We start from the raw sequence: 24492 nt of genomic DNA on the forward strand, positions 1-24492 counted from the left end.
GGGCGAGGAGCTCGCCGACCCGCCCGCGCCGGCGTCGGCGGCGCCGCGGGCCGAGGAGCGGGTGGCGGAGGAGGAGGCGGAGGCCGGAGGGGGAGTCGTCGACGAGGACGGGGCCGCCGCGCCGTCGTCGGCGCTCTCCGACTCCATCCGGCGGAAGATGTCAGCCCACTTCCGGTCCACTGAGCCGGGGTCCGCCCTGTACTTGTCGTATATGTCGGCGACCAGCCATTCGTTTCCGGGGAATTCCTCCGCGAGACGGCTGGACGTTAGCTCTGGCACTGTGGATACGCCTCTTCCATATGTGTGTCGGTCGGTTCTGGAGCACCACGACCGTCCAGCTGCAGGAGCCGACGCTCGGCCGCGGTGCGACAGTCCTGCCCGGAGGGAGATCCGACGACGGCTTCATCGCCGTCTCGGGGACATGCGCCCGGCGGGCCGGCGACGCTGTCGGTCACCTGCCGACCAGCATAGTGATTCGACCTGCCGCATCGCCACTGGGCACGGTATCGTGTCCCAGGCCGTGCGACCTGCTCATGAGGCAGGTCCCCGCGGCACGAGCACGACAGATGAAGGGGCGGACGACCCGCGCATGAAGTTCCTCAACGAGCCGACCACCGATCTCACCTACGCCGACGTCTTCCTGGTGCCCTCGCGGTCCGAGGCGATGTCGCGCACCGAGGTCGACATCTCCGCCGACGACGGCACCGGCTCCACCATCCCGCTGGTGTCGGCGAACATGACCGCGGTGACCGGCCGTCGGATGGTCGAGACCATGGCGCGCCGCGGGGGCCTGGGCGTGCTGCCCCAGGACGTCCCGCTGGAGGTCATCCGCCAGGTGGCCCAGTGGGTCAAGTCCTGCCACCCGGTGCTCGAGACCCCGTTGAAGGTCTCGCCGCAGGACACGGTCCTCGACGTGCTGCACCTGCTGGACAAGCGCAGCCACGACGCGGTCTGCGTCGTCGACGAGGACATGCGCCCGGCCGGGGTGGTCCACGCCGAGGACGGCGTCGGCCGGGACCGCTTCTCCTCGGTGGGCTCGGTGATGCGCATGCCGCAGGTCCGCTTCACCACCGCCGAGCTGGGGCTGGAGGCCGACGACGACGGCTCCGCGCTCGCCGAGGGGCTCCGCCAGGCCTTCCTCGCCATGGACGCCGCCGCGGTGGAGTACGCGCCGGTGACCACCGGCGAGGGTGTGCTCGCCGGCGTGCTCACGCCGCGCGGGGCGCTGCGCTCGACGCTGTTCACCCCGCACGTGGACTCCTCGGGCCGTCTGGCGCTGGCCGCGGCGGTGGGGATCAACGGAGACGTCGCCGCCAAGGCCGAATCGCTGCTCGACGCCGAGGTCGACGTGCTCGTCGTGGACACCGCCCACGGGCATCAGCGGCGCATGCTCGACGCGCTGGCCGCGGTCCGCGAGGTGGTCGACGCCCGCGGGGCCGCCGTCCCGGTGGTCGCCGGCAACGTGGTCACCGCCGACGGCGTGCGCGACCTGATCTCCGCCGGGGCCGACATCGTCAAGGTCGGCGTCGGCCCCGGCGCGATGTGCACCACGCGGATGATGACGGCGGTGGGCCGTCCGCAGTTCTCCGCCGTGCTGGAGTGCGCGGCCGCCGCCCGCGAACTGGGCGGCCGCATCTGGGCCGACGGCGGCGTGCGCCACCCGCGCGACATCGCCCTGGCGCTGGCCGCCGGCGCCTCCCAGGTGATGGTCGGCTCCTGGTTCGCCGGCACCTACGAGTCGCCGGGGGACCTGGTCGCCGAGGTCGACGGCCGCCGGTACAAGGAGAGCTACGGGATGGCCTCCTCGCGGGCGGTGCAGAACCGCACCGCCGGGGAGGACGCCTTCTCCCGGGCCCGGAAGGGGCTCTTCGAGGAGGGCATCTCGACGTCGAAGATGTACCTGGACCCGGAGCAGCCCGGGGTGGAGGACCTGCTGGACTCGATCACCTCCGGCGTGCGCTCCTCGATGACCTACGCCGGGGCGGGCGACCTGGCCGCCTTCCGCGAGCGGGCCGTGGCCGGCGTGCAGTCGGCGGCCGGCTACGAGGAGGGCAAGCCGGTCCCGACCACCTGGTGAGGGGCGAGCCGAGGCCGCGCCAGGTGGTGGCGGTCACCCGCGAGGGCCGGTAGAGTGGACGTTCTCATGGAGTATCGACAACCGGGTCCCGTCCCTCGACGCTCGACCCCGCACCGCCCTGTCCTGCCCCACGGCCGCCCGCGCCTGAGTCTGCCGTCGCACGGGGGTCCGCCCGCCGCGGGCGGAGCCGCGTCGCGGCGGGGGCGCCCCGGCGGCGCGCGGAGGTGCACCGCCTGACGTGGAATGGATGCTTCTGGGCGTCGGCCTGCTGCTGATCCTCGGCACGGCCTTCTTCGTCGCCGTCGAATTCTCGCTGGTCGCCCTCGATCAGCCCACCGTCCAACGCGCCGTCGACCGCGGCGATCCCGGGGCCCGGGCGCTGCTGTCCTGCCTGCGCTCGTTGTCGACCCAGCTGTCCACCTGCCAGCTGGGCATCACCGTCACCACGCTGCTCACCGGCTACGTCGTGGAGCCGGCCCTGGGCGAGCTGCTGGCCTCCCCGCTGGCCGCCCTCGGCGTGCCCGACGCCGCCGCAGGGCCGGTCTCGCTGATCGTCGCGATGCTGCTGGCCACACTGGTCTCCATGCTGCTCGGCGAGCTGGTGCCGAAGAACCTGGCCATCGCCGAGGCCGAGCGGCTGGGCCGCGCGCTGGCGGGTCCGCAGCTGGTCGTCACCGCCGTCGCCAAGCCGCTGGTGCTGCTGCTCAACGGCTTCTCCAACCTGGTGCTCCACCGGTTCGGCCTGGAGGTCAAGGAGGAGCTCTCCGGGGCGCGCACTCCCGAGGAGCTCTCCTCGATGGTCCGCCGGTCGGCGAAGCTCGGCACGATGGACGCCGACACCGCCACGGTGCTGGACCGCACGCTGCGCTTCGCCGAGCAGACCGCCGCCGACGCGATGACCCCGCGCCCGCGGATGGCCGCCGTCGAGGCCGAGGCCCCGCTGACCGAGCTGATCGGGATGGCCCGGCGGACCGGCTATTCGCGGTTCCCCGTGCTCGGCGAGTCCGTCGACGAGGTCCGCGGCGTCACCCATGTGAAGAAGGCCGTCGCCGTCCCGCGCGACAAGCGCGAGGGCCTGGTCGCGGCCACCGTGATGTCCGAGGTCACCCGGGTGCCCGAGACCCTCTCGCTGGACGCGCTGCTGCCGGTGCTCCGCGAGGCCTCGCTGCAGATGGCCGTCGTCGTCGACGAGTACGGAGGCACCGCCGGAGTGGTCACCCTGGAGGATCTCATCGAGGAGATCGTCGGTGAGGTCGCGGACGAGCACGACCGGATCGCCCCGGGCGTGCTGCAGTCCGCCGCCGGAGACTGGTTCTTCCCCGGCCTGCTGCGCCCCGACGAGATCAACGCCCAGATCGTCGGGCTCGCCGTGCCCGACGGCGCCGCCTACGAGACCGTCGCCGGGTTCATCGTCGACGCTCTGGGCCGGCTCGCCGCCGTCGGCGACGAGGTCCCGGTCGCGGGCGGCACGCTGCGCGTGGTCGTCGTCGACGGCCGTCGCATCGACCGGGTGCGCTTCATCCCCGACGCCGAGGCGCGCCGGGCCGCGCTCGCCGCCCAGGCGGAGCGCGCCGAACGCGCCGGGCGCACCGAGCTCGCCGACGCCGGGCCGGCGCACCGTGCCGGGGGAGGGGGACGCTGATGGGCGGCGACCTGATGGGCGCGGTGTGGCTGATCGTGCTGCTGGCCGGCAACGCCTTCTTCGTCGGCGGCGAGTTCGCGGTGATGTCGGCACGGCGCAGCCAGATCGAGCCGAAGGCCGAGGCGGGGTCCCGCCGGGCGAAGACCGCGCTGCACGCCATCGAGCACGTCTCGCAGATGCTGGCGGTCGCGCAGCTGGGCATCACCGTGTGCTCGCTGCTGATCCTGCTGATGTCCGAGCCGGCGATCCATCATCTGCTGACCGAGCCGCTGGTCGATCTGGGGCTGCCCGCGTCGGTCGCCGGCACTGCGGCCTTCGCCGTCGCGCTGGTGCTGGTGACCTTCCTGCACGTGACCTTCGGCGAGATGGTGCCGAAGAACTTCGCCGTCTCGGTGGCCGATCGGGCGGTGCTGCTGCTGGCGCCGCCGATGGTCATGCTCTCCCGGATCCTGCATCCGGTGATCCTGCTGCTCAACGTCACGGCGAACCTGGTGCTCCGAGCCTTCGGCGTGACCCCGCGCGACGAGGTCGTCTCGACCTTCACGCTCGAGGACATGCAGTCGATCGTCGCCGAGTCCACCCGCGACGGCACAGTGCACGACGAGGCAGGGGTGATCGCCGGAGCGCTGTCCTTCAGCGAGGTCACCGCCTCCGACGTCATGGTCCCGGTCTCCGAGGTGATCACCGTCCCGGCCGACGTCTCTCCGAAGAAGGTGGAGCGCGCCGTCGGACGCACCGGATTCTCACGCTTCGTGGTGGTCGACGGCGACGACGCGTTCTTCGGCTACGTCCATCTCAAGGACGTGATGAGCCTGCCGGCGAGCCGCTATCGCGAGTCGATCCCGGTGACCGCGATCCGCTCGCTGGGCAACATGACCTGCGGCGACCAGGTCGAGGACTGCCTGGCGCAGATGCAGCGCACCGGGTCGCATCTCGCCCGCGTGATCGACGAGGGCGGCGAGACCCGCGGCATCCTCTTCCTGGAGGACGTGCTCGAGGTGCTCGTCGGCGAGATCCACGACGCCACCCAGTCCCGCGACTCGCGGCGCCGTCACCGGGTGGACGAGGAGCCGCTCGAGGAGGAGCTCGAGGCGGAGTTCGAGGAGGAGCGCGCCGAGCGTGCCGGACCCCGCGGACGGGCGGCCCGGTCCGCATCGGCGGCGGGACGACGGGGTCTCTGACACCCGGCCGAACGAGTTGAGATTTGTTCGCAATAGGGCTGGCGGCGTACGCTGATCCCTGCAGTTGGCGGCCCATACCCCCCCCCCGACCGGGGCTCGGCAGGAGCCTCGGAGTCGGCGGGTCGTCGCCTTCCTCCCGTCCTGAAAGGCTCCGCCATGCCTGGCCCCGTGATCTCCCGCCCCGTCGCGTCGACCCCTCGAGCGCGCCGTCGCCCCGCCCGTCCGGCGGCCGGCGCCGCGGCTCTGGCCCTGCTCCTCGCCGGATGCGGGGGAGCCCAGGGGGCGAGCGACGACGACCGGATGCTGGTGCTGGCCTCCACGGACGTCTACGCGTCGCTGGCCGAGCATGTCGTCGACGGCGCGGCCGACGTCGAGGCCGTCGTCGACGAGCCGGCCCTGGATCCGCACTCCTACGAGGCGACGCCCCAGGATCGGCTGAGCGTCGAGGAGGCGGACGTGCTGATCGCCAACGGCGGCGGCTACGACCCGTTCCTGACGCAGCTGGCCGCGGCGGCCGAGAAGGAGGACGCCGTCGTGCAGGTGATCGACGGCCCCAACGAGCATGCGCATGATGAGTCCGGCGACTCCGGCGGCGAGGACGCGCATGCCGGCCACGAGCACGGCGACGCCGCCGAGGCGCTCGCCGCCAACGAGCACGTCTGGTATGACCTGCCGATGATGAGCGACTTCGTGATGGATCTCGCCGAGGAGCTCGGCGAGCGGTCGCCGGACCACGCCGAGGAGTTCACGCAGAACGCCGAGGACCTCTCCGCCGAGATCGACGCGCTCGACGAGGAGGCCCGCGCCGTCTCCGCCGACGGCCTGCAGACGCTGGCCACCGAGCCGGTCTCGGCGCACCTGCTGGTCCGGATGGGATACGAGGACGTCACCGACCCCGATTTCCTGGGCGCCGTGGAGCACGGCGAGGACGTCTCGCCCCGGCTGCAGCAGCGGGCGCTGGATGCCGCGTCCGGCGGCGAGATCGACCTGCTCGCCTACAACTCGCAGACCGAGACGCACCAGTCCGAGCGCATCCGCACCGCCGCCGAGGAGGCAGGGGTGCGGGTGATGGACTTCCGCGAGACGCTGCCCGACGACATCGACGACTACCTGGAGTGGATGAGCGACACCGTCTCCTCCGTCCGACAGATCGTGGAGGACGGCGATGCGTGAGGCCCCGGTCGTCGCCCTGCACGATGCCGCCGTCGGCTTCGACGGGCGGACGCTGTGGCAGCAGCTGGACCTGCAGCTCGCCCCGGGGGAGTTCCTGGCCGTGCTGGGCCCCAACGGCGCCGGCAAGTCCACGCTGCTGAAGGTGCTGCTGGGACTGCAGAAGCTCGCCGCCGGCACCGCGGAGATCGCCGGGCGGCCGGCGCGCCGCGGCAGCAGTGCGGTGGGCTACATCCCGCAGCAGCACACGCTCCCGGCCGAGACCCCGCTGCGCGGGCGCGACCTCGTCGCCCTGGGGCTCGACGGACACCGCTTCGGCCTGCGCCTCCGCGGCCGGGCCGAGCGCCGCGAGGTCGACCGGCTCCTCGAGGAGGTCGGCGCGACCGAGTATGCCGACATGCCCGTCGGGCTGCTCTCCGGCGGCGAGCAGCAGCGGCTGCGGGCCGCCCAGGCGCTCGCCGGCGATCCGGCGGTGCTGCTCTGCGACGAGCCGCTGCACTCGCTGGACCTGCACCACCAGCAGGCCATCACAGACCTCATCCAGCGCCAGGCCGCCGAGCGCGGGGCCGCCGTCGTCTTCGTGACCCACGAGATCAACCCGGTGATCGACCATGTCGACCGGGTGCTGTACTTCGCCCGCGGCCGGCACCGCATCGGCGCCACACGCGAGGTGATGCGCACCGAGGTGCTCAGCGAGCTCTATGACGCGCCGGTCGACGTGCTCGAGCACCGCGGCCGGCTGGTGGTCATGGGCCAGCACCTCGAGGGGCACCACTGCGCCCCGGAGGAGGAGCGGGCCGCCGCGCCCGAGGCGGAGCCGGCGGAGCCGGGGCACGACGGACGGATCGGAGCACACTGACCATGGAGCAGTTCCTCTCCTCGTTCACGGTCGAGGACTACTGGCGCCTCTTCGACCTGGTGCGCAATTCGGTGATCACCGCCGGCGTGCTGGGCCTGATGGGCGGCCTGGTGGGCGTGTTCATCATGCTGCGCCGGACGGCCCTGGTCGTCCACGGGATCGCCGAGGTCTCCTTCGCCGGAGCGGCCCTCGCGCTGCTGCTGGGCGTCGACGTCGTCGCCGGCTCGGCCGTCGGCGCCGTGGTCCTGGCCCTGCTCATCGGAGGCCTGAGTCTGAAGGACAAGGACACCTCCGGCGTGGCCGGAGTGCTGATGCCGTTCGGGCTCGGACTCGGGATCCTGTTCCTCTCGCTCTACGAGGGGCGATCGGCGAACAAGTTCGGCCTGCTGACCGGCCAGATCGTCGGCGTCGACGACGTGCAGACGCAGACGCTGGTCACCGGCGCGGTGCTGATCATGGCCGTGCTGGTCCTCGTCTGGCGGCCGATGCTCTTCGCCTCGGTCGACCCGCAGCTCGCGCGCGCCCGCGGGGTGCCGGTGAACGCGCTCTCGCTGCTGTTCATGGGGCTGCTCGGCGGCGCGGTGGCGATGTCGGTGCAGGTCGTCGGCGCGCTGCTGGTGCTCTCGCTGCTGGTCGTGCCGGCGGCGGCCGCGCTGAAGGTCACGGCGCGACCGGTGCTGGCGGTGGGGCTGTCGATGCTCATCGGACTGGTCTCCGCCGTCGGCGGCATCATGCTCGCGCTGACCGGCGAGGTGCCGATCAGCCCCTACATCACCACGATCGCCTTCGTGATCTACCTGATCTGCCTGGCGGCGGGCCGCGGTCGCGGCCGGCGGCGGCGTCGGCAGGCCGCGGAGGTGCTCGACGTCGACCGCGAGGACGTCCATCGCGACGGCGGGCGCCGTGCGTCCGGGACTCCGGCGTCGTCGGCGTCGTCGGCGTCGGCCCGAGGCTGACGCGTCGCCGAGTCCGCGCCGATGCGGAGCTGACTCCTCGCGGATCCGGCGCGGCAGGTCCGAGCGGGCGGTCGTGGGACGGCGGGATCAGCCGTGGTCAGATTCGCCGTCGCGGGCGGCCGCGCAGCTGGCGCAGAGTCCGAAGATCTCCAGGGTGTGGTGGACGTCGGTGAAGCTGTGCTCGGCGGCCAGCCGGCCGGTCCAGGCCTCGATGTCCGGGGCCTCGAACTCCACGGTCAGCCCGCATCTGCGGCAGACCAGGTGATGGTGGTGCTCCTCGCGCGCGCACAGCCGGTAGACGGCCTCGGCATCGTCGGGACGCACGACGTCGAGCAGGCCGTCCTCCTGGTGGGACTGCAGCACGCGGTAGACCGTGGCCAGCGAGACCGTCTCGCCGCGCCGCTGCAGGATCCGGTGGAGCTCCTGCGCGCTGACGAAGTCGTCGAGCGAGTTCAGCGCCGCCCAGACGGCGCGCTTCTGGCGCGTCGAACGGCCGCGGACCGGCGGGGCCGGGGAATCGGTGGTCACGGGCGGGGTCATCCTCCCAGGAGTCTCGATCACCGGGGACGAGCGCACTGCGCGGAGGCCCCGGATCGGGCTCGTCCAGGTTATCAGCGCGGCCCCACGGCGGCGGGAGGGCGATTCCGCACTCGCGACGGGGCCGTCGACGGTCGGTCATGTATCGTTAAACCAAGGGGCGCCACCGCTCCTGCGACCCGCCGGACGAGACGAGGAGAACCATGTCCACCACGCTGACCGCCGTCGTCGACCTGGACGTCGAGGGCCCGACCATCAGCCGCCATCTCTACGGCCACTTCGCCGAGCACCTGGGCCGGTGCATCTACGACGGCTTCTGGGTGGGCGAGGACTCGCCGATCGAGAACGTCGAGGGCATCCGCGCCGACATCGTCGAGGCCCTGCGCGGCCTGGACATCCCCAATCTGCGCTGGCCGGGCGGCTGCTTCGCCGACGAGTACCACTGGGCGGACGGCGTCGGTCCGCGCGATCAGCGTCCGCGCATGGTCAATACGCACTGGGGCGACGTCGAGGAGAACAACCACTTCGGCACGCATGAGTTCATGCGGCTCTGCGAGCTGCTCGGCGCCGAGCCCTACATCTCGGCCAACGTCGGCTCCGGCACGGTCCGCGAGACCAGCGACTGGGTGGAGTACCTGACCCGCGACGGCGACTCGCCGATGGCCCGGATGCGTCGGCGGAACGGCCGCGAGGAGCCTTGGCAGGTGGCCTTCTTCGGCATCGGCAACGAGCCCTGGGGGTGCGGCGGGAACCTCACCGCCTCGCAGTACGGGGCGACGGCGCGGCAGCACGCCACCTACGCCCGCGACCACGGGGGCAACCGGCTGCACCGCATCGCGGCCGGCGCCAACGAGGATGACTATGCCTGGACCGAGCAGCTGATGCGCGAGGTCACCTCCGGGCTGCAGGACGCGGAGCCGTCGGACATCTACCAGTCGATCTCCTTCCACTACTACACCCGCTCGGGGCCGTGGATGGACAAGGGCAGCGCCACCGACTTCACCGTCGACGAGTACTGGACCACGATGCGCGCCGCCCAGCGCGTCGAGCGGATCATCGCCGGGCACAAGGCGGTCATGGACGCCTACGACCCGCAGCAGAAGCTGGGGCTGGCGCTCGACGAGTGGGGGAGCTGGTGGAACGTCGAGCCGGGGACGAACCCGGGCTTCCTCCACCAGCAGAACACGATGCGCGACGCGCTGGTCGCCGCGGTGCACTTCGAAGCCTTCCACACCCACGCCGACCGGCTGCGCCTGGCGACCATCGCCCAGACGGTCAACGTGCTCCAGGCCATGGTGCTGACCGACGAGCATCGGATGATCCTCACGCCGACCTACCACGTCTTCGCGATGAGCACCGGCCATCACGACGGCGTCCACCGGACCGTCCATCCGCTGAGCGCGGAGCCGCTGCGCGCCGTCGACGGCGAGACCGTCCGGACGCTGCCGGTCTCGGTCTCCACGCGCGAGGGGCGGATCACCGTCACCGCGGCGAACCTGGATCCCGACCGGCCGGCGACGGCACGCCTGCGGCTGCGCGGCGGAGAGCTCGGCGAGGGGGTGCGTTCGGCGCAGCTGCTGACCGCCGAGCCGGCCGCGCACAACACTGCGGAGGCGCCGGCGGAGGTCGTGCCGCGGGACTTCGACGGCGCGCGCCTTCAGGGCGAGGAGCTGACGCTCGAGCTGCCGCCGTCGTCCTTCGTCGCCGTGGAGCTCTGAGCGGCGTCCACGGAAGGGTGCGGATCCGTGCGAATACGTGCGGAGCTGTTGACCTGTGACGCATCTCACTCGTACTGTTGCGATAAATCTCCGGCGGGAGGTGCCGGAGGATCATCTGCGAGGGAGGAGATGGACGATGAGGAACGACAGCACGCGGACCACGGCCCGCACCCGCCGCGTCGCGGCGCTCGGCGTCGTGACCACGGCGGCGCTGCTGGCGGTCACCGCCTGTTCGGGCGGCTCGGACGCCGCGGAGGACGGCGACGTGACGCTGCGCTTCACCTGGTGGGGCGCCGAGCATCGCAACGAGGTCACCGAAGAGGTCATCGCCCGCTACGAGGAGCAGAACCCCGATGTGACGATCGAGGCGGAGAACTCGCCCTGGGAGGGCTACTGGGACCGGCTGGCCACCCAGTCGGCCGGCAGCGACGCCCCCGACGTCATCCAGATGGACGCCAGCTATCTCAGCGAGTACTCCGCGCGCGGGGCTCTGCTGGACATGGACCAGGTCGACGTCTCCAGCTTCGACGACAACGCGGTGCAGAACGGCACCACCGACGACGGGCTGGTCGGGGTGACCACCGGGATCAACACCATGACGGTGCTCGCCAACCCCGGGCTCTTCGAGCAGGCGGGCATGGAGCTGCCCGAGGACGAGTCCTGGACCTGGGACGACTACCTGGAGATGACCTCCGACCTGCGCGAGGAGCTCCCCGAGGAGGTCTACGGCGACGGCGGGGTGCCGCAGACCGCCGACCTGCAGATCTGGCTGCGCCAGCAGGGCAAGCACCTGGCCACCGCCGACGGCGAGCTCGGCCACAGCGTCGCCGACCTGGAGAAGTACCTGGAGTACCAGCATGACCTGCTCGAGGCCGGCTCCTACCCGTCGGCGACGATCATGCAGGAGGTCTCCGGCATGGCGCCGGGCGAATCGCCCTTCGAGACCGGCGAGCAGGCGGTCGGCCGCTGGTGGTCCAATCAGGTGCCGGCCCTCTCGGAACAGGCCGCGGTGGACTTCGAGCCGCTGCGCTTCCCGTCGCAGAGCGGCAGCTCCGAGGACAACGGACTGTGGTTCAAGTCCACGATGATGTACTCGGTCAGCTCGGCCACCGAGCATCCCGAGGAGGCCCAGGAGTTCGTCGACTTCCTGGTGAACGACGAGGAGGCCGCCGAGATCATCGGCATGGACCGCGGCCTGCCGGCCAGCGAGGGGGCCCGCGAGGTGGTGCTGGACCAGATCGACGGCCAGGAGCAGGTGGTCGCCGACTTCATCGACGAGGTCTCCGACGAGATCGGCGCGGCCGAGCCTGTCCCGCCGGTGGGCTTCAGCCAGCTGCAGGACATCGCCTACCGCTACTGCAACGAGGTCTTCTTCGGGCGCCTGACCCCGGCCGAGGCCGCCGAGCAGATGCACGCCGAGATGCAGGAGGCCCTGGACCAGGGGTGAGTCGTCGCCTCCGCGCGTCGCGGAGGCGGACGCCTGGGCCGGGCGCCGCGCCGTCGACCTCGTCCGCGGGTCGGCGGCGCGGCGCGTGCGGATGGTGCGGGTGGGTGCGGATGCGGGCGGCGGCGGCCGACGTTGCTAGCATGCCGCACAGGAAGGACGCCCCGGCGGGCGCCGACGACGACCAGGAGGTGCGGCCCATGGCGGCGGTGACCATGAGCGACGTCGCCCGGGCGGCCGGCGTCTCGCCGATGACGGTCTCCAACGTGGTCAACGGTCGCCCGGGCGTCAGCGACGCGGTCCGACGGCGCGTCATGGAGACCATCGAGGAGACCGGCTACCGGATCAACGTCGCCGCCCGGAATCTGCGGGCCGGACGCAGCGGCGTGATCGGACTGGCCGTCCCGGAGCTGGACAACCCCTATTTCGGCGAGCTGGCCCGGCGGATCGTCGCCGTCGCCGGCGAGCACGACCTGCGCGTCGCCGTCGAGGAGACCGGTGCGGCGGCCGAGGGGGAGCGCGGGGCCATCCGCAGCTCGAAGCGGCTCGACTACGACGGACTCATCCTCAGCACCGTCGGCCTGGACATGGCCGAGCTGACCACGCTGCCGCAGCTGCCGCTGATGCTGCTGGGGGAGCGGGAGAACCGCTCGGCGGTGGGCCACATCGCCCTGCCCAACGCCGACGGCGCCCAGGCGGCCGCCGCACACCTGATCGACTGCGGCGCGCGGCGGCTGGCGTTCGTCGGCGGCCCGGACGACCGCGAGCCGACCATCCGCAGCATGCGCTGGGCCGGCGTCCGCGCGGCGTCGCGCGCGGCGGGGCTCGGCGACGAGGACCTTCGGCTGGTCGACTGCGAGAGGCTCACCATGGACGCCGGCCGCGAGGTGGGGCGCCGACTGGCCGAGCAGCGCGCCGTGGGCGGCCCCGACGGCGTCGACGGGATCTTCGCACTGACCGACACGCTGGCGGTGGGGCTGATCCGCGGCCTGGTCGACTCAGGGCTGCGGGTGCCCGAGGACGTGCTGGTGGCCGGATTCGACGGCATCGGCGTCGGCGCGCACCTGACGCCGTCGCTGACCACGGTGGAGCCCGACCACGACTGGACGGCGCGCCGGGCGGTGGAGCGGCTGCTGGAGCGCATCGCGGTGAGCGGTCCGCCCGGCGAGGACGAGATCGCTCCCTTCCGCCTGGTGGTGCGCGAGTCCACCGGCGGCTGAGCCGCGTCGCCGCCCCGCCCCGGAGGAGCCCGCCGCGGGTACGATCGGAGCCGGGGCCCGGCCGCATCGCGCCGACGCCGAGCCGGCGTCGCCCCCGCACCGCACGACGACAGGAGCACCCCTCATGAGCACAGTCTTCACCAAGATCCTCCAGGGCGAGCTGCCCGGCCGCTTCGTCTGGCAGGACGAGACCTGCGCGGGCTTCCTGAGCATCAACCCGCTGGCCCACGGGCACACGCTGGTGGTGCCGCGCCGCGAGGTCGACCGGTGGACCGACGCCGACGGCGACCTGGTCGCCCATCTGATGCGCGTCGCCCACCGGATCGGACAGGCCCAGGTCCGGGCCTTCGACTCCGCCCGGGCCGGTCTGACGATCGCCGGCTACGAGATCGACCATCTTCACCTGCACGTGTGGCCGTCGAACTCGATGGACGACTTCGACTTCTCCAGCGCGCTGACGGCCCCGGATCCGGAGATGATGGATGAGGCGGCCGCGACGCTGCGCGCCGCGCTGCGGGTGCTCGGCGAGACCGACCACGTGCCGGACGAGTCCTGATGGTCCTGCCGCCGGGAGGCGGGGCGCGGGCACCGTCGATGGTCGACGTCGCCGAGCAGGCGCGCGTCTCCCACCAGACCGTCTCCCGCGTGCTCAACACCCCCGACGCCGTCCGCCCCGAGACCCGGGAGAAGGTCGAGCGGGCGATGCGCGAGCTGGGGTACCGGCGCAACTCCACCGCGCGGGCGCTGAAGACTCGACGGACCGGACTGATCGGTGTGATCACGCCGGGGCATTCGGCCTTCGGCCCCAACCGGATGACGCTGGCAGTCGAGGAGGCCGCCCGCGAGCACGGCTTCGCGACCGCGCTGAGCGTCGTGCGCGATTCGCGTGCCGAGACCGTGGAGTCCTCCCTGGAGTTCTTCCTCGACCACGGCGTCGACGGGATCGTGGTGCTCGCCCCGATCATCGCGGTGGCCGAGGCGGCGCGGCAGATCGCCGAGACCCGGTCGGTGGTGCTCGTCGCCTCCGGGGCCGAGCCCACCGCCTCGCTGGACGTGGTCGGCATCGACCAGGTCCGCGGCGCCCGCGAGGCGGTGCGCCACCTGCTCGACGTCGGGCGCCGGAGGATCGCCCATGCGGCTGGCCCGGGGGAGTGGTACGACGCCCGCGGGCGCGTGCAGGGCTGGCAGGAGACGCTGGCCGCCGCCGGCGTCGAGGAGGGGCCGCTGCTGCACTGCGCCGGGTGGACCGCCGACGACGGCCACGCAGCCGGGATCGAGCTGGCGCCCCAGATCGCCTCGGGCGCCGTGGACGCGGTCTTCGCGGCCAACGACTACATCGCCCTGGGCATGATGCACGCCTTCTCCGACCACGGACTGCGCGTTCCCGACGATGTCGCAGTGGTCGGCTTCGACGACGTCGACGGCGCCGCGCACCTCAGCCCGCCGCTGACCACCGTCCGCCAGCCCTTCGAAGCCGTGGGCCGGGCGGCGATCACCGAGCTCTTCGGCGCCGGGGGCGGGGAGCACACCACGCTCATCGCTCCGACGCTCATCCGTCGCGCCACCGCCTGAGACGGGTGTCCGGGCCGTCGGCGCGGCTCACCGGCGGGATTCGTCGGGCCGCACCGAGCGCTCGCCTCCGGGCCGCGCGATGTCATCCGGAGAGCGCGTTCCGTGGGGGAGGTCACGGTTCGTCGTATGCTGTCGCAGGTGACTCGACGGGGCCGCGGGGGCCGCCGTCGCCGACAGCGAGGAGCGTGACGTGGCAGACCATACGGCAGACCGGAGAGCTGACCAGGGAGCAGATCTGGAAGCAGGCCGCAGCGCCGAGCACCCGGCGGGAGAGACCAACTGGGCGGGCAATCTGACCTACCGGGCGCGCGAGGTGCGCCGTCCGGAGTCGCTGGACGAGCTGCGCGAGGAGTTCGGTCGCCCCGGTCCGAAGCGGATGGTCGGATCGCGGCACTGCTTCAACGACATCGCCGACACCACCGGCACGCTGATCTCCCTGGAGCGCATGCCCCGGCTGCTGGAGATCGGCGAGGACATGGTGCGCGTCGGCGGCGGAATGCGCTACGGCGACGTCGCCGAGCAGCTCCACGCCCGGGGCCGGGCGCTGTCGAACCTGGCCTCGCTGCCGCACATCTCGGTCGCCGGCGCGGTGGCCACCGGCACCCACGGCTCCGGCGACGCGGTCGGCGGCCTGGCCGCAGCGGTGCGCGCCGTCGAGATCCTCACCCCGGCCGGCGAGCTGCGGCGGCTCGAGCGCGGCGATCAGGCCTTCGACGGCGCAGTGGTCAGCCTCGGCGCGCTCGGCGCCGTCGTCGCCGCCGAGCTGGACACCGAGCCGACCTACGAGGTGGCCCAGACCGTCTACGAGCAGCCGCGCTGGGAGGCGGTCCTCGCCGACCTCGACGCGGCGACGTCGCTGGGCTACAGCGTGAGCATCTTCTCCAGCTGGCGCGACGTCGAGGTGGCCGACCAGATGTGGGTCAAGGCGAAGGTCGAGCCCGACGCGGCCGCGGCGACGGCCGCCGACCCCGCCGTCCTCGAGGCCCTCGGCGTGCGACCTGCGGAGGGTCGTCGGCATCCGGTCCCCGGGGGCGACGTCGAGGCCACCAGCCTGCAGGGCGGCGAACCCGGGCCCTGGCACGAGCGGCTGCCGCACTTCCGGATGAACTTCACCCCGTCGGCCGGCGCCGAGCTGCAGAGCGAGTATCTGGTGCCGCGCCGCGACGCCGTCGAGGCGATCCGCGCGCTGCAGCGGCTGGCCGATCGGATCGCCCCGGTGCTGATGATCGGTGAAGTCCGCACGATGACCGGCGACGATCACTGGCTCAGTCCCGCCCACGGCGGAGACGCCGTCGGCCTGCACTTCACCTGGCACCCTGATCAGCCGGCGGTCGAGGAGATCCTGGCGGAGCTCGAGCGCGAGCTGCCGGCCTCCGCCCGGCCGCACTGGGGCAAGCTCTTCGTCATGGACCCCGCGCGGATCCGCGGCCTCTATCCGCGCTGGGACGACTTCGTCGCGCTGCGCGAGGAGTGCGACCCGCACGGTGCGCTGCGCAACGACTACACCGAGCGCCTGGGGCTCTGACGTCGTCAGGCGCCGAGCACGGCGCCTCCTCAGGCATCGAACGGGGGATCCACTACGGCTGAATCGCCGCATCGGCGACACGGCAGCAGTGGATCCCCCGCTCGCTGTCCGCATCCGATCCTCCGGCGGGCGAGGCGGACTCCGCATCCGGCATGACGCAGGACACGAAGGCATGTGGCGCAGGACACGACGAGATGTTAACGTTAACACTCGGATGTGCTCTGGAACACGCGAAGGAGTCCTGCAGAGATGACCACCACTGACCCCGTCGTGATCGGCATCGACTTCGGCACCCTGTCCGGACGCGCGCTCGTCGTGCGCGTCGGCGACGGCGCCGAGCTCGGCAGCGCCGTCCACGACTATCGGCACGCCGTCATGGACGACACGCTCACCGCGCACCGCGGAGAGCCGCTGCCGCCCGAGTGGGCGCTGCAGGTGCCCCAGGACTACGTCGAGGTGCTCACCACGGCGGTGCCGGCCGCCGTCGAGGCCGCCGGCGTGAGCCCGGAGCAGGTCGTGGGCATCGGCACCGACTTCACCGCCTGCACGATGGTGCCGACCACCGCCGACGGCACCCCGCTGAACGAGCTGGACGCCTACGTCGACCGGCCGCACGCCTACACCAAGCTCTGGAAGCATCACGCCGCCCAGGGGCAGGCCGACCGGATCAACGAGCTGGCCCATTCCCGCGGCGAGGACTGGATCGGCCGCTACGGCGGGTTCATCTCCTCGGAGTGGGAGTTCGCCAAGGGTCTGCAGATCCTGGAGGAGGACCCCGAGCTCTACGCGGCGATCGACCACTGGGTCGAGGCCGCCGACTGGATCGTGTGGCAGCTCGCCGGCCAGTACGTGCGAAACGCCTGCACCGCCGGCTACAAGGGCATCTATCAGGACGGCTCGTACCCGGACGAGGACTTCCTCACCGCGCTGAATCCCGACTTCGGCGGCTTCGTCTCCGAGAAGCTCGACCATCGGATCGGCCAGCTGGGCGAGAACGCCGGCGGCCTCTCCGAGCAGGCCGCCGGCTGGACCGGGCTGCGTCCGGGGATCGCCGTCGCCGTCGGCAACGTCGACGCCCACGTCACCGCCCCCGCCGCCGACGCGGTCGACGCCGGTCAGATGGTCGCGATCATGGGCACCTCGACCTGCCACGTGATGAACGGCGACCGTCTCGCCGAGGTGCCCGGGATGTGCGGGGTCGTCGACGGCGGCATCCTCGCCGGAGCCTGGGGCTACGAGGCCGGCCAGTCCGGCGTCGGCGACATCTTCGGCTGGTACGTCGACAACCAGGTGCCGGCCTCCTGCGCGGAGGAGGCCTCCGCCCGCGGCATCGGCCTGCACGACCTGCTCACCGAGAAGGCCGCCGCCCAGCCGGTCGGCGCCCACGGCCTGGTGGCCCTGGACTGGCATTCCGGCAACCGGTCGGTGCTGGTCGACCACGAGCTCTCCGGGCTGATCGTCGGTCTGACCCTGACCACCCGCCCGGAGGAGGTCTACCGCGCGCTGCTGGAGGCCACCGCCTACGGCACCCGGACCATCATCGAGGCCTTCGGCGACTCCGGAGTGCCGGTCACCGAGCTCGTCGTCGCCGGCGGTCTGCTGAAGAACCGCTTCCTCATGCAGCTCTACTCGGACATCACCCGGCTGCCGATCTCGACGATCGTCTCCGAACAGGGCCCGGCGCTGGGCTCGGCCATCCATGCCGCCGTCGCCGCCGGGCACTATGACGACGTCCGCGCCGCCGGGGCGGCGATGGGCGGGCGCGTCGAGCGGGCCTACACCCCGGATCCGGCCGCCGCCGACGCCTATGACGAGCTCTTCGCCGAGTACACGCGCCTGCACGACCACTTCGGCCGCGGCGGCGACGACATGATGCGCCGGCTGAAGGCGATCCGCCGCCGTGCGCACGCCCAGCAGCTCGCCGAGCAGTCGGATGAGCAGTCCGCCGAGACCGCCGCCGCGGAAGGAGACCGCGCATGATCCGCCTGTCCGCCCTGCCCGAGCCGGTCCGCGAGGCGGTCGCCGCCACGCGCGAGCGCGTCGCCGCGCTGCACGCCGAGCTGCCCCGCAACGAGCTGGTCGTCTGGACCGCCGGCAACGTCTCCGAGCGGGTGCCGACCGTCGAGGCCGCGCGGCTCGGCGCCGGGGAGGAGCAGCCCGCGCTCTTCGTCATCAAGCCCTCCGGGGTCTCCTACGACGAGCTCGCCGCCGACACCATGGTCGTCTGCACGCTGGACGGCGAGAAGATCGACGACTGCACGCCGGAGAAGCTCACGCCGTCGTCGGACACCGCCGCCCACGCCTACGTCTACCGGCACATGGACGAGGCCGGGGGAGTGGTCCACACCCATTCGACCTACGCCACCGCCTGGGCCGTACGCAGCGAGCCCATCCCGTGCGTGCTGACGATGATGGCCGACGAGTTCGGCGGCGACATCCCCGTGGGGCCCTTCGCGCTCATCGGCGACGACTCCATCGGCCGCGGCATCGTCGAGACGCTGCGCACGTCGCGCTCGCCGGCGGTGCTGATGGCCCAGCACGGCCCCTTCACCGTCGGGGCCGACGCCCGGCAGGCCGTCAAGGCCGCCGTGATGTGCGAGGAGGTCGCCCGCACTGTGCACGTCGCCCGCCAGCTGGGCGAGCCGCCGCGCATCGACCAGGGGCAGATCGACTCCCTCTTCGACCGCTACCAGAACGTCTACGGCCAGAAAGGCGCATGATGACCACGACGCTGAGCAATCCCTACGCCGGCCGGAAGGTCTGGTTCCTGACCGGCTCGCAGGGCCTCTACGGCGAGGACACCCTGCAGCAGGTCGCCGACCAGTCCCGGCACGTCGCCGAGACCCTGGATGCCGCCGAGGCGATCCCGGCGACCGTCGAGCACCGCCCGGTGCTCACCGATCGCGAAGCCATCCATGCCGAGGTGCTGGCGGCCAACGCCGACCCGGACTGCCTGGGCGTGATCGTCTGGATGCACACCTTCTCACCGGCGAGGATGTGGATCCGTGGGCTCGAGGCGCTGACCAAGCCGCTGCTGCACTTCCACACGCAGGCGAACCGCGAGCTGCCCTGGTCCGAGATCGACATGGACTTCATGAACCTCAACCAGGCCGCCCACGGCGACCGCGAGTTCGCCTATATGGCCGCTCGCACGTCGACGCCGCGCAAGACGGTGGTCGGCCACGCCGCCGACGAGCGGGTCCGGGCCAAGGTCGGCACCTGGGTGCGGGCCGCGGCCGGCTGGGACACGCTGCAGAACCTGCGGCTCTGCCGATTCGGCGACACCATGCGCAACGTCGCGGTCACCGAGGGCGACAAGACCGAGGCCGAGATCGCTCTGGGCACCACGGTCAACGCCTGGGCGGTCAACGATCTGGTCGAGCGGGTCGAAGCGGTGCCGCAGGACGAGGTGGATCGCCTGCTGGCCGAGTACGAGGAGCTCTACGACATCGCCGAGGAGCTGCGTGACGGCGGCTCGCGCCGTGAGTCGCTGGAGTACGCCGCCCGGCAGGAGGCCGGCATGCGTTCCTTCCTCGTCGAGGGCGGCTTCGAGGCCTTCACCACGAACTTCGAGGACCTCGGCGGGCTGCGCCAGCTGCCCGGCCTGGCCGTGCAGCGGCTGATGGCCGAGGGCTACGGCTTCGGCGCCGAGGGCGACTGGAAGACCGCCCTGCTCGTCCGTGCGGCGAAGGTCATGGGTCACGGCCTGGACGGCGGCGCCTCGCTGATGGAGGACTACACCTATGAGATGACGCCGGGGAAGGAGAAGATCCTCGGTGCGCACATGCTCGAGATCTGCCCGTCGCTGACCACGTCGAGGCCCCGGCTGGAGATCCACCCGCTGGGCATCGGCGACCGCGAGGACCCGGTGCGCCTGGTCTTCGACACTGATCCCGGCGAGGCGGTCGTGGTGGCGATGACCGATCTGCGCGAGCGGTTCCGGCTGACCGCCAACGCCGTCGACGTCGTCGGCCCCGACCAGGAGCTGCCGAATCTGCCGGTGGCCCGCGCGGTCTGGGAGCCGCGGCCCGACTTCGCCACCTCGGCGGAGTGCTGGCTGACCGCCGGCGCGGCGCACCACACGGTGATGAGCACCGCTGTCGGAGTGGAGGCCTTCGCCGATCTCGCCGAGATCGCCGGGGTGGAGCTGGCGGTCATCGACGAGTCCACCAGCACGCGCGGCTTCGCGCAGGAGCTGCGCCTCAACGCCGCCTATCACCGACTCGCCCAGGGGATGTGACCTGGATTACGGTGACCCGTGACACTATGTGTCACGGCACCGACCGGGACACGATCCCCGGCCCCGGCGGCCGCCGCGCCGGCTCCTCTCCGCACCACCGTCGACGCACGGGAGGGGAGCGGCGCGGCCGTCGGGTCGCCGCCGATCCGGCGGCGCATTCGCACCGTCCGTCCGGAGCTCCGGACGGAGACGTCAAGGAGGACATGATGAGGATCAGGAATCTCACCGCACTGGGCGCCTCGGCGGCGCTCGTCTTCTCGGTCGCCGGCTGCGCCGGCGGCGGAGCCGGCAGCGGCGACGACGGCGGGGGAGACGAAGCCCCCGAGGACATGAGCGTCGGCGTGGCCATGCCCACGCAGACCTACGAGCGCTGGCTCAAGGACGGCGACAACATCGAGGCCGGCCTGGAGGACCTCGGCTACGATGTCGAGCTGCAGTACGCCGACGACGACATCCCCACCCAGTCGCAGCAGATCGACCAGATGATCACCCAGGGCGTGGACGCGCTGATCGTCGCCGCCATCGACGGCAGCGCCCTCACCGCCCAGCTGGACGCCGCGGAGGCAGCCGACATCCCGGTCATCTCCTACGACCGGCTGCTGACCGACAGCGAGAACGTCGACTTCTACGTCACCTTCGACAACTACAACGTCGGCGTGAACCAGGCCAACGCCCTGCTCTACGGCCTGGGCATCCTGGACCAGGACTTCGAGCCGGCCGAGGACGCCCCGGAGGATCCGCTGAACATCGAGCTCTTCGCCGGCTCGCTGGACGACAGCAACTCCCACCACTTCTGGGACGGCGCCATCGACACGCTGCAGCCCTACCTCGACGACGGCACCCTGCAGGTCCCCTCGGGGCAGACGGACATCGAGCAGGCCGCGACCCAGCGCTGGGAGCAGGAGACCGCCCAGACTCGCATGGAGAACCTGCTGACCACGCACTACAACGCGGGCGAGCAGATCGACGGAGTGCTCGCACCCGCCGACCCGCTGTCCCGCGGCATCATCACCGCGCTGCGCAGCGACGGACGCGGCGAGACCATCGAGGACGGGCTGCCGATCGTCACCGGCCAGGACGCCGAGATCGCCTCGGTGAAGCTGATCGCCGACGGCGTGCAGCACTCGACGATCTTCAAGGACACCCGCGACCTCGCCGACCAGGCGGTCGAGGCGGCCGACACCTATCTGCAGGGCGGCGAGCCGGAGCCGAACGACACCGAGACCTACGACAACGGGGCCAAGGTCGTTCCCTCCTACCTCCTCGAGGTCCAGATGGTGCTGGAGGAGAACTACGAGGAGATCCTCGTCGACTCCGGCTACTACACCGAGGAACAGGTCGACTCCGGCCAGATGTGACCGCCGCTCGACCGTCGCCGCTCCGGGCCCGCACCGCCGACACCACGGTGCGGGCCCGGAGGGGCGGGCCGCGCGGCGCCGCTGTCCGCGACGTGCGGTCCGGCTCGACGTCACCCTCTCCCGACACTCACCCTCGACACTCACCCCTCCCTGACGGCGGACCCGCGGCGATGGTCGGCGGGCCGCCGAGGCCTGGCCTGAGGAGGCCCCATGACCACAGCAGAGGACCACATCCTGCGGATGCGGTCGATCACCAAGACCTTCCCCGGAGTGAAGGCCCTCTCCGACGTGACCCTGCAGGTGCGCCGCGGCGAGATCCACGGCATCTGCGGCGAGAACGGCGCGGGCAAGTCCACGCTGATGAAGGTGCTCTCGGGCGTGTACCCGGACTCCAGCTTCGACGGCGACATCACCTTCGACGGCGAACAGGTCCGCTTCGGCTCGATCAGCGACTCCGAGGACCGCGGCATCGTCATCATCCACCAGGAGCTGGCGCTGGTGCCGCATCTGTCCATCGCCGAGAACATCTTCCTCGGCAACGAGCAGGGCGCCGGCGGCCTCGTCGACTGGCACCGGACCAACGCCGCGGCCGCCGAGCTGCTGGCCGAGGTCGGACTGGACGAGAATCCGGTCACTCCGGTCGGCCGGCTCGGCGTCGGCAAGCAGCAGCTCGTCGAGATCGCCAAGGCGTTGTCGAAGAACGTGAAGCTGCTCATCCTGGACGAGCCGACGGCGGCGCTGAACGACGACGACTCCGAGCACCTGCTCGGCCTCATCCGCAATCTGCGCGAGACCGGCGTGACCTGCATCATCATCTCGCACAAGCTCGGCGAGATCGCCTCGATCTCCGACGCGGTCACCGTGATCCGCGACGGCACCACGATCGAGACGATGCGGACCGACGAGGAGCCCGACCAGCAGGCGCTCACCGCCCGGATCATCCACGGGATGGTCGGCCGCGAGATGGGCAGCATGTACCCCGACCGCGACGTCGAGATCGGCGAGGAGGTCTTCCGGCTGATCGACTGGCACGTCGGCCACCCCGAGCAGCGCGACCGCACCGTCGTCGACGGCGCCTCGCTGCATGTCCGTGCCGGGGAGGTCGTCGGCATCGCCGGGCTGATGGGCGCCGGCCGCACCGAGCTGGCGATGAGCGTCTTCGGCCGCTCCTACGGCCGCGACATCTCCGGCACGGTCGAGATGCACGGGAAGCCGGTGACCATCCGCGGGGTCTCCGACGCCATCGACCACGGCATCGCCTACGTCAGCGAGGACCGCAAGACGTACGGGCTCAACCTGATCGACGACATCCGGCGCAACATCAGCGCCGCGTCGCTGACGAAGCTGGCCACCGCCGGCTGGGTGAACGCCAACGAGGAGATCGCCGTCGCCCAGGAATACCGGGGGTCGCTGAACATCAAGGCACCCTCGGTGCTCTCCACCGTCGGACAGCTCTCCGGCGGCAACCAGCAGAAGGTCGTGCTGAGCAAGTGGCTCTACACCGAGCCCGAGCTGCTCATCCTCGACGAGCCCACCCGCGGCGTCGACGTCGGCGCCAAGCAGGAGATCTACACCATCATCAACCGCCTGGCGGCCGACGGGAAGGCGATCCTGGTGATCTCCTCCGAGCTGCCCGAGGTGCTGGGCGTCTGCGACCGCGTCTACGCCCTCTCGTCCGGACGCATCACCGGCGAGATGGCCGCGGCCGACGCCACCCAGGAGGGACTGATGGAACTCATGACCAAGGAGACAGACTGATGGCCGGCACCTCGAACATCCTCGAGCTGCTCACGCGCAATCTGCGCCAGAGCGGCATCTACATCGCCTTCGTGTTCATCGTGCTGCTGTTCACGGCGCTGACCGGAGGCACGCTGCTCAGCCCGGGCAACCTGACGAACCTGGTGCTGCAGTACTCCTACATCCTGATCCTGGCGATCGGGATGGTGATGATCATCGTCGCCGGGCACATCGACCTCTCGGTCGGCTCGGTGGTCGCGCTGACCGGCGCCGTCGCGGCGGTGGTCACGATCAGCAACGGTCTGCCCTGGTGGCTCGGCGTCGTCGCGGCGCTGGCCACCGGCGCGCTGGTCGGGGTCTGGCAGGGCTTCTGGGTCGCCGTCGTCGGCATCCCGGCGTTCATCGTCTCGCTGGCGGGCATGCTGATCTTCCGCGGCCTGACCTACCTGACGCTGGACAACGTCTCGCTCTCGCCGTTCCCGAGCGAGTACCAGTTCATCGCCGGCGGCTTCTTCAACGGACTGCTCGGCGGCCCCGGCTACGACGTCTTCACCCTCGTGCTCGCCGCCGCGGCCGCACTGGCCTTCGCCTATAAGGAATGGCGCGCGCGCAGCCGGAAGATCCAGTACCGCCAGCCGGTGGAGGCGCTGTGGCTCTTCGTGCTGAAGGTCCTCGCCGTCGGCGCGGTGCTGATGGCCTTCGCCTGGCAGCTGGCCAACAGCCGCGGCATGCCCTTCGTGCTGCTCATCCTGGCCGCGCTGGTGCTGATCTACGCCTTCGTCACCCAGCAGACGGTCTTCGGCCGGCACATCTACGCGATGGGCGGAAACCTGCAGGCCGCGAAGCTCTCCGGCGTGAAGACCAAGCGGGTGAACTTCCTGCTCTTCGTCAACATGGGAGTGCTCGCCGCCGTGGCCGGCATCGTCTATTCCTCGCGCATGAACGGCGCCCAGCCGGGCGCCGGAGAGATGTTCGAGCTCGACGCCATCGCCGCGGCCTTCATCGGCGGTGCGGCCGTCACCGGCGGCGTCGGGCGCGTGCAGGGTGCCATCGTCGGCGGCCTGATCATGGCGGTGATGTCCAACGGCATGCAGATCATGGGCATCGACCAGTCCACGCAGAGCGTCGTCCGCGGCGTGGTGCTGGTGCTGGCCGTCGCCTTCGACGTCTGGAGCAAGAAGCGGGCCGGGACGGCGAGCTGACCCGCTCCGCGGCCCCGACGACGGCGGCCCCGCCCCTCCCCGCCCCTCCCCGGT

General features: G+C 71.7%; 20 protein-coding genes. 18 read left to right on the top strand and 2 right to left on the bottom strand.

The annotated features are described in order from the left end of the window. A partial coding sequence (locus GU5_RS16960) for a hypothetical protein (RefSeq protein WP_139084279.1) occupies positions 1-279 on the bottom strand: 279 nt, incomplete at its 3' end. Positions 280-589: 310 nt separating this feature from the next. Here GU5_RS16960 and GU5_RS0102465 point away from each other — a divergent pair. The 6 genes from GU5_RS0102465 to GU5_RS13630 all read left to right on the top strand — a co-directional run bounded on the left by GU5_RS0102465 (position 590) and on the right by GU5_RS13630 (position 7885). Further along, the gene (locus tag GU5_RS0102465; protein ID WP_010523997.1) at positions 590-2077 is read left to right on the top strand and encodes a GuaB1 family IMP dehydrogenase-related protein; all 1488 of its coding nucleotides are present in this window, start codon (positions 590-592) and stop codon (positions 2075-2077) included. Positions 2078-2315: 238 nt separating this feature from the next. After that, entirely contained in the window at positions 2316-3719 is a 1404-nt protein-coding gene (locus GU5_RS0102470; protein WP_010523998.1) for a hemolysin family protein, read from the top strand. Continuing rightward, positions 3719-4900 (top strand): hemolysin family protein, encoded by a 1182-nt coding sequence (locus tag GU5_RS0102475; protein ID WP_010523999.1) that lies wholly within the window; start codon positions 3719-3721, stop codon positions 4898-4900. The genes GU5_RS0102470 and GU5_RS0102475 overlap by 1 nt, the downstream gene beginning before the upstream one ends. Positions 4901-5056: 156 nt before the next feature. Continuing rightward, complete coding sequence (locus tag GU5_RS13620) at positions 5057-6073, top strand: metal ABC transporter solute-binding protein, Zn/Mn family (protein WP_083830279.1); 1017 nt, start codon at positions 5057-5059, stop codon at positions 6071-6073. Further along, complete coding sequence (locus GU5_RS13625; protein ID WP_010524001.1) at positions 6066-6929, top strand: metal ABC transporter ATP-binding protein; 864 nt, start codon at positions 6066-6068, stop codon at positions 6927-6929. Before GU5_RS13620 ends, GU5_RS13625 begins: the two co-directional genes overlap by 8 nt. Positions 6930-6931: 2 nt before the next feature. Further along, positions 6932-7885, top strand: coding sequence for a metal ABC transporter permease (locus GU5_RS13630; RefSeq protein WP_010524002.1), 954 nt, complete (start codon positions 6932-6934; stop codon positions 7883-7885). 87 nt (positions 7886-7972) lie between these two features. On the opposite strand, the gene GU5_RS0102495 is transcribed toward GU5_RS13630, so the two are convergent. Then, the gene (locus tag GU5_RS0102495) at positions 7973-8413 is read right to left on the bottom strand and encodes a Fur family transcriptional regulator (protein WP_010524003.1); all 441 of its coding nucleotides are present in this window, start codon (positions 8411-8413) and stop codon (positions 7973-7975) included. Between the two features lie 212 nt (positions 8414-8625). On the opposite strand from GU5_RS0102495, the gene GU5_RS0102500 reads away from it, so the two are divergent. From GU5_RS0102500 to mmsB, 12 genes are all read left to right on the top strand, one after another. Next, positions 8626-10140 (top strand): alpha-N-arabinofuranosidase, encoded by a 1515-nt coding sequence (locus GU5_RS0102500; protein ID WP_010524004.1) that lies wholly within the window; start codon positions 8626-8628, stop codon positions 10138-10140. A gap of 136 nt (positions 10141-10276) precedes the next feature. Continuing rightward, positions 10277-11587 carry an ABC transporter substrate-binding protein gene (locus tag GU5_RS0102505; RefSeq protein ID WP_010524005.1) on the top strand — a complete coding sequence of 437 codons (1311 nt, stop codon included), beginning with the start codon at positions 10277-10279 and terminating at the stop codon, positions 11585-11587. Between the two features lie 140 nt (positions 11588-11727). Further along, positions 11728-12804 (top strand): LacI family DNA-binding transcriptional regulator, encoded by a 1077-nt coding sequence (locus tag GU5_RS0102510; RefSeq protein WP_010524006.1) that lies wholly within the window; start codon positions 11728-11730, stop codon positions 12802-12804. 124 nt (positions 12805-12928) lie between these two features. Then, a complete protein-coding gene (locus GU5_RS0102515; RefSeq protein ID WP_010524007.1) occupies positions 12929-13360 on the top strand; it encodes an HIT family protein in 432 nt (143 codons plus the stop codon). Beyond that, positions 13360-14376, top strand: a complete 1017-nt coding sequence (locus GU5_RS0102520) for a LacI family DNA-binding transcriptional regulator (protein WP_010524008.1) — start codon at positions 13360-13362, stop codon at positions 14374-14376. The genes GU5_RS0102515 and GU5_RS0102520 overlap by 1 nt, the downstream gene beginning before the upstream one ends. A 190-nt stretch (positions 14377-14566) precedes the next feature. Next, on the top strand, positions 14567-15901 hold the full coding sequence (locus GU5_RS0102525; protein WP_010524009.1) for a D-arabinono-1,4-lactone oxidase: 1335 nt from the start codon (positions 14567-14569) through the stop codon (positions 15899-15901). A 249-nt stretch (positions 15902-16150) separates the two neighbouring features. Next, a complete protein-coding gene (araB, locus tag GU5_RS0102530; protein WP_010524010.1) occupies positions 16151-17881 on the top strand; it encodes a ribulokinase in 1731 nt (576 codons plus the stop codon). Then, positions 17878-18621 carry an L-ribulose-5-phosphate 4-epimerase gene (locus GU5_RS0102535; RefSeq protein ID WP_010524011.1) on the top strand — a complete coding sequence of 248 codons (744 nt, stop codon included), beginning with the start codon at positions 17878-17880 and terminating at the stop codon, positions 18619-18621. The genes araB and GU5_RS0102535 overlap by 4 nt, the downstream gene beginning before the upstream one ends. Then, a complete protein-coding gene (gene araA, locus GU5_RS0102540; RefSeq protein ID WP_010524012.1) occupies positions 18621-20141 on the top strand; it encodes an L-arabinose isomerase in 1521 nt (506 codons plus the stop codon). Before GU5_RS0102535 ends, araA begins: the two co-directional genes overlap by 1 nt. 206 nt (positions 20142-20347) lie before the next feature. After that, a complete protein-coding gene (gene chvE, locus GU5_RS0102545) occupies positions 20348-21499 on the top strand; it encodes a multiple monosaccharide ABC transporter substrate-binding protein (protein WP_029513952.1) in 1152 nt (383 codons plus the stop codon). A gap of 210 nt (positions 21500-21709) precedes the next feature. After that, the gene (mmsA, locus tag GU5_RS0102550) at positions 21710-23257 is read left to right on the top strand and encodes a multiple monosaccharide ABC transporter ATP-binding protein (protein ID WP_010524014.1); all 1548 of its coding nucleotides are present in this window, start codon (positions 21710-21712) and stop codon (positions 23255-23257) included. After that, on the top strand, positions 23257-24438 hold the full coding sequence (mmsB, locus tag GU5_RS0102555) for a multiple monosaccharide ABC transporter permease (RefSeq protein ID WP_010524015.1): 1182 nt from the start codon (positions 23257-23259) through the stop codon (positions 24436-24438). Before mmsA ends, mmsB begins: the two co-directional genes overlap by 1 nt. Positions 24439-24492: the final 54 nt, after the last annotated feature.

This window comes from Nesterenkonia sp. F (assembly GCF_000220985.1).
Taxonomy (GTDB): Bacteria; Actinomycetota; Actinomycetes; order Actinomycetales; family Micrococcaceae; genus Nesterenkonia.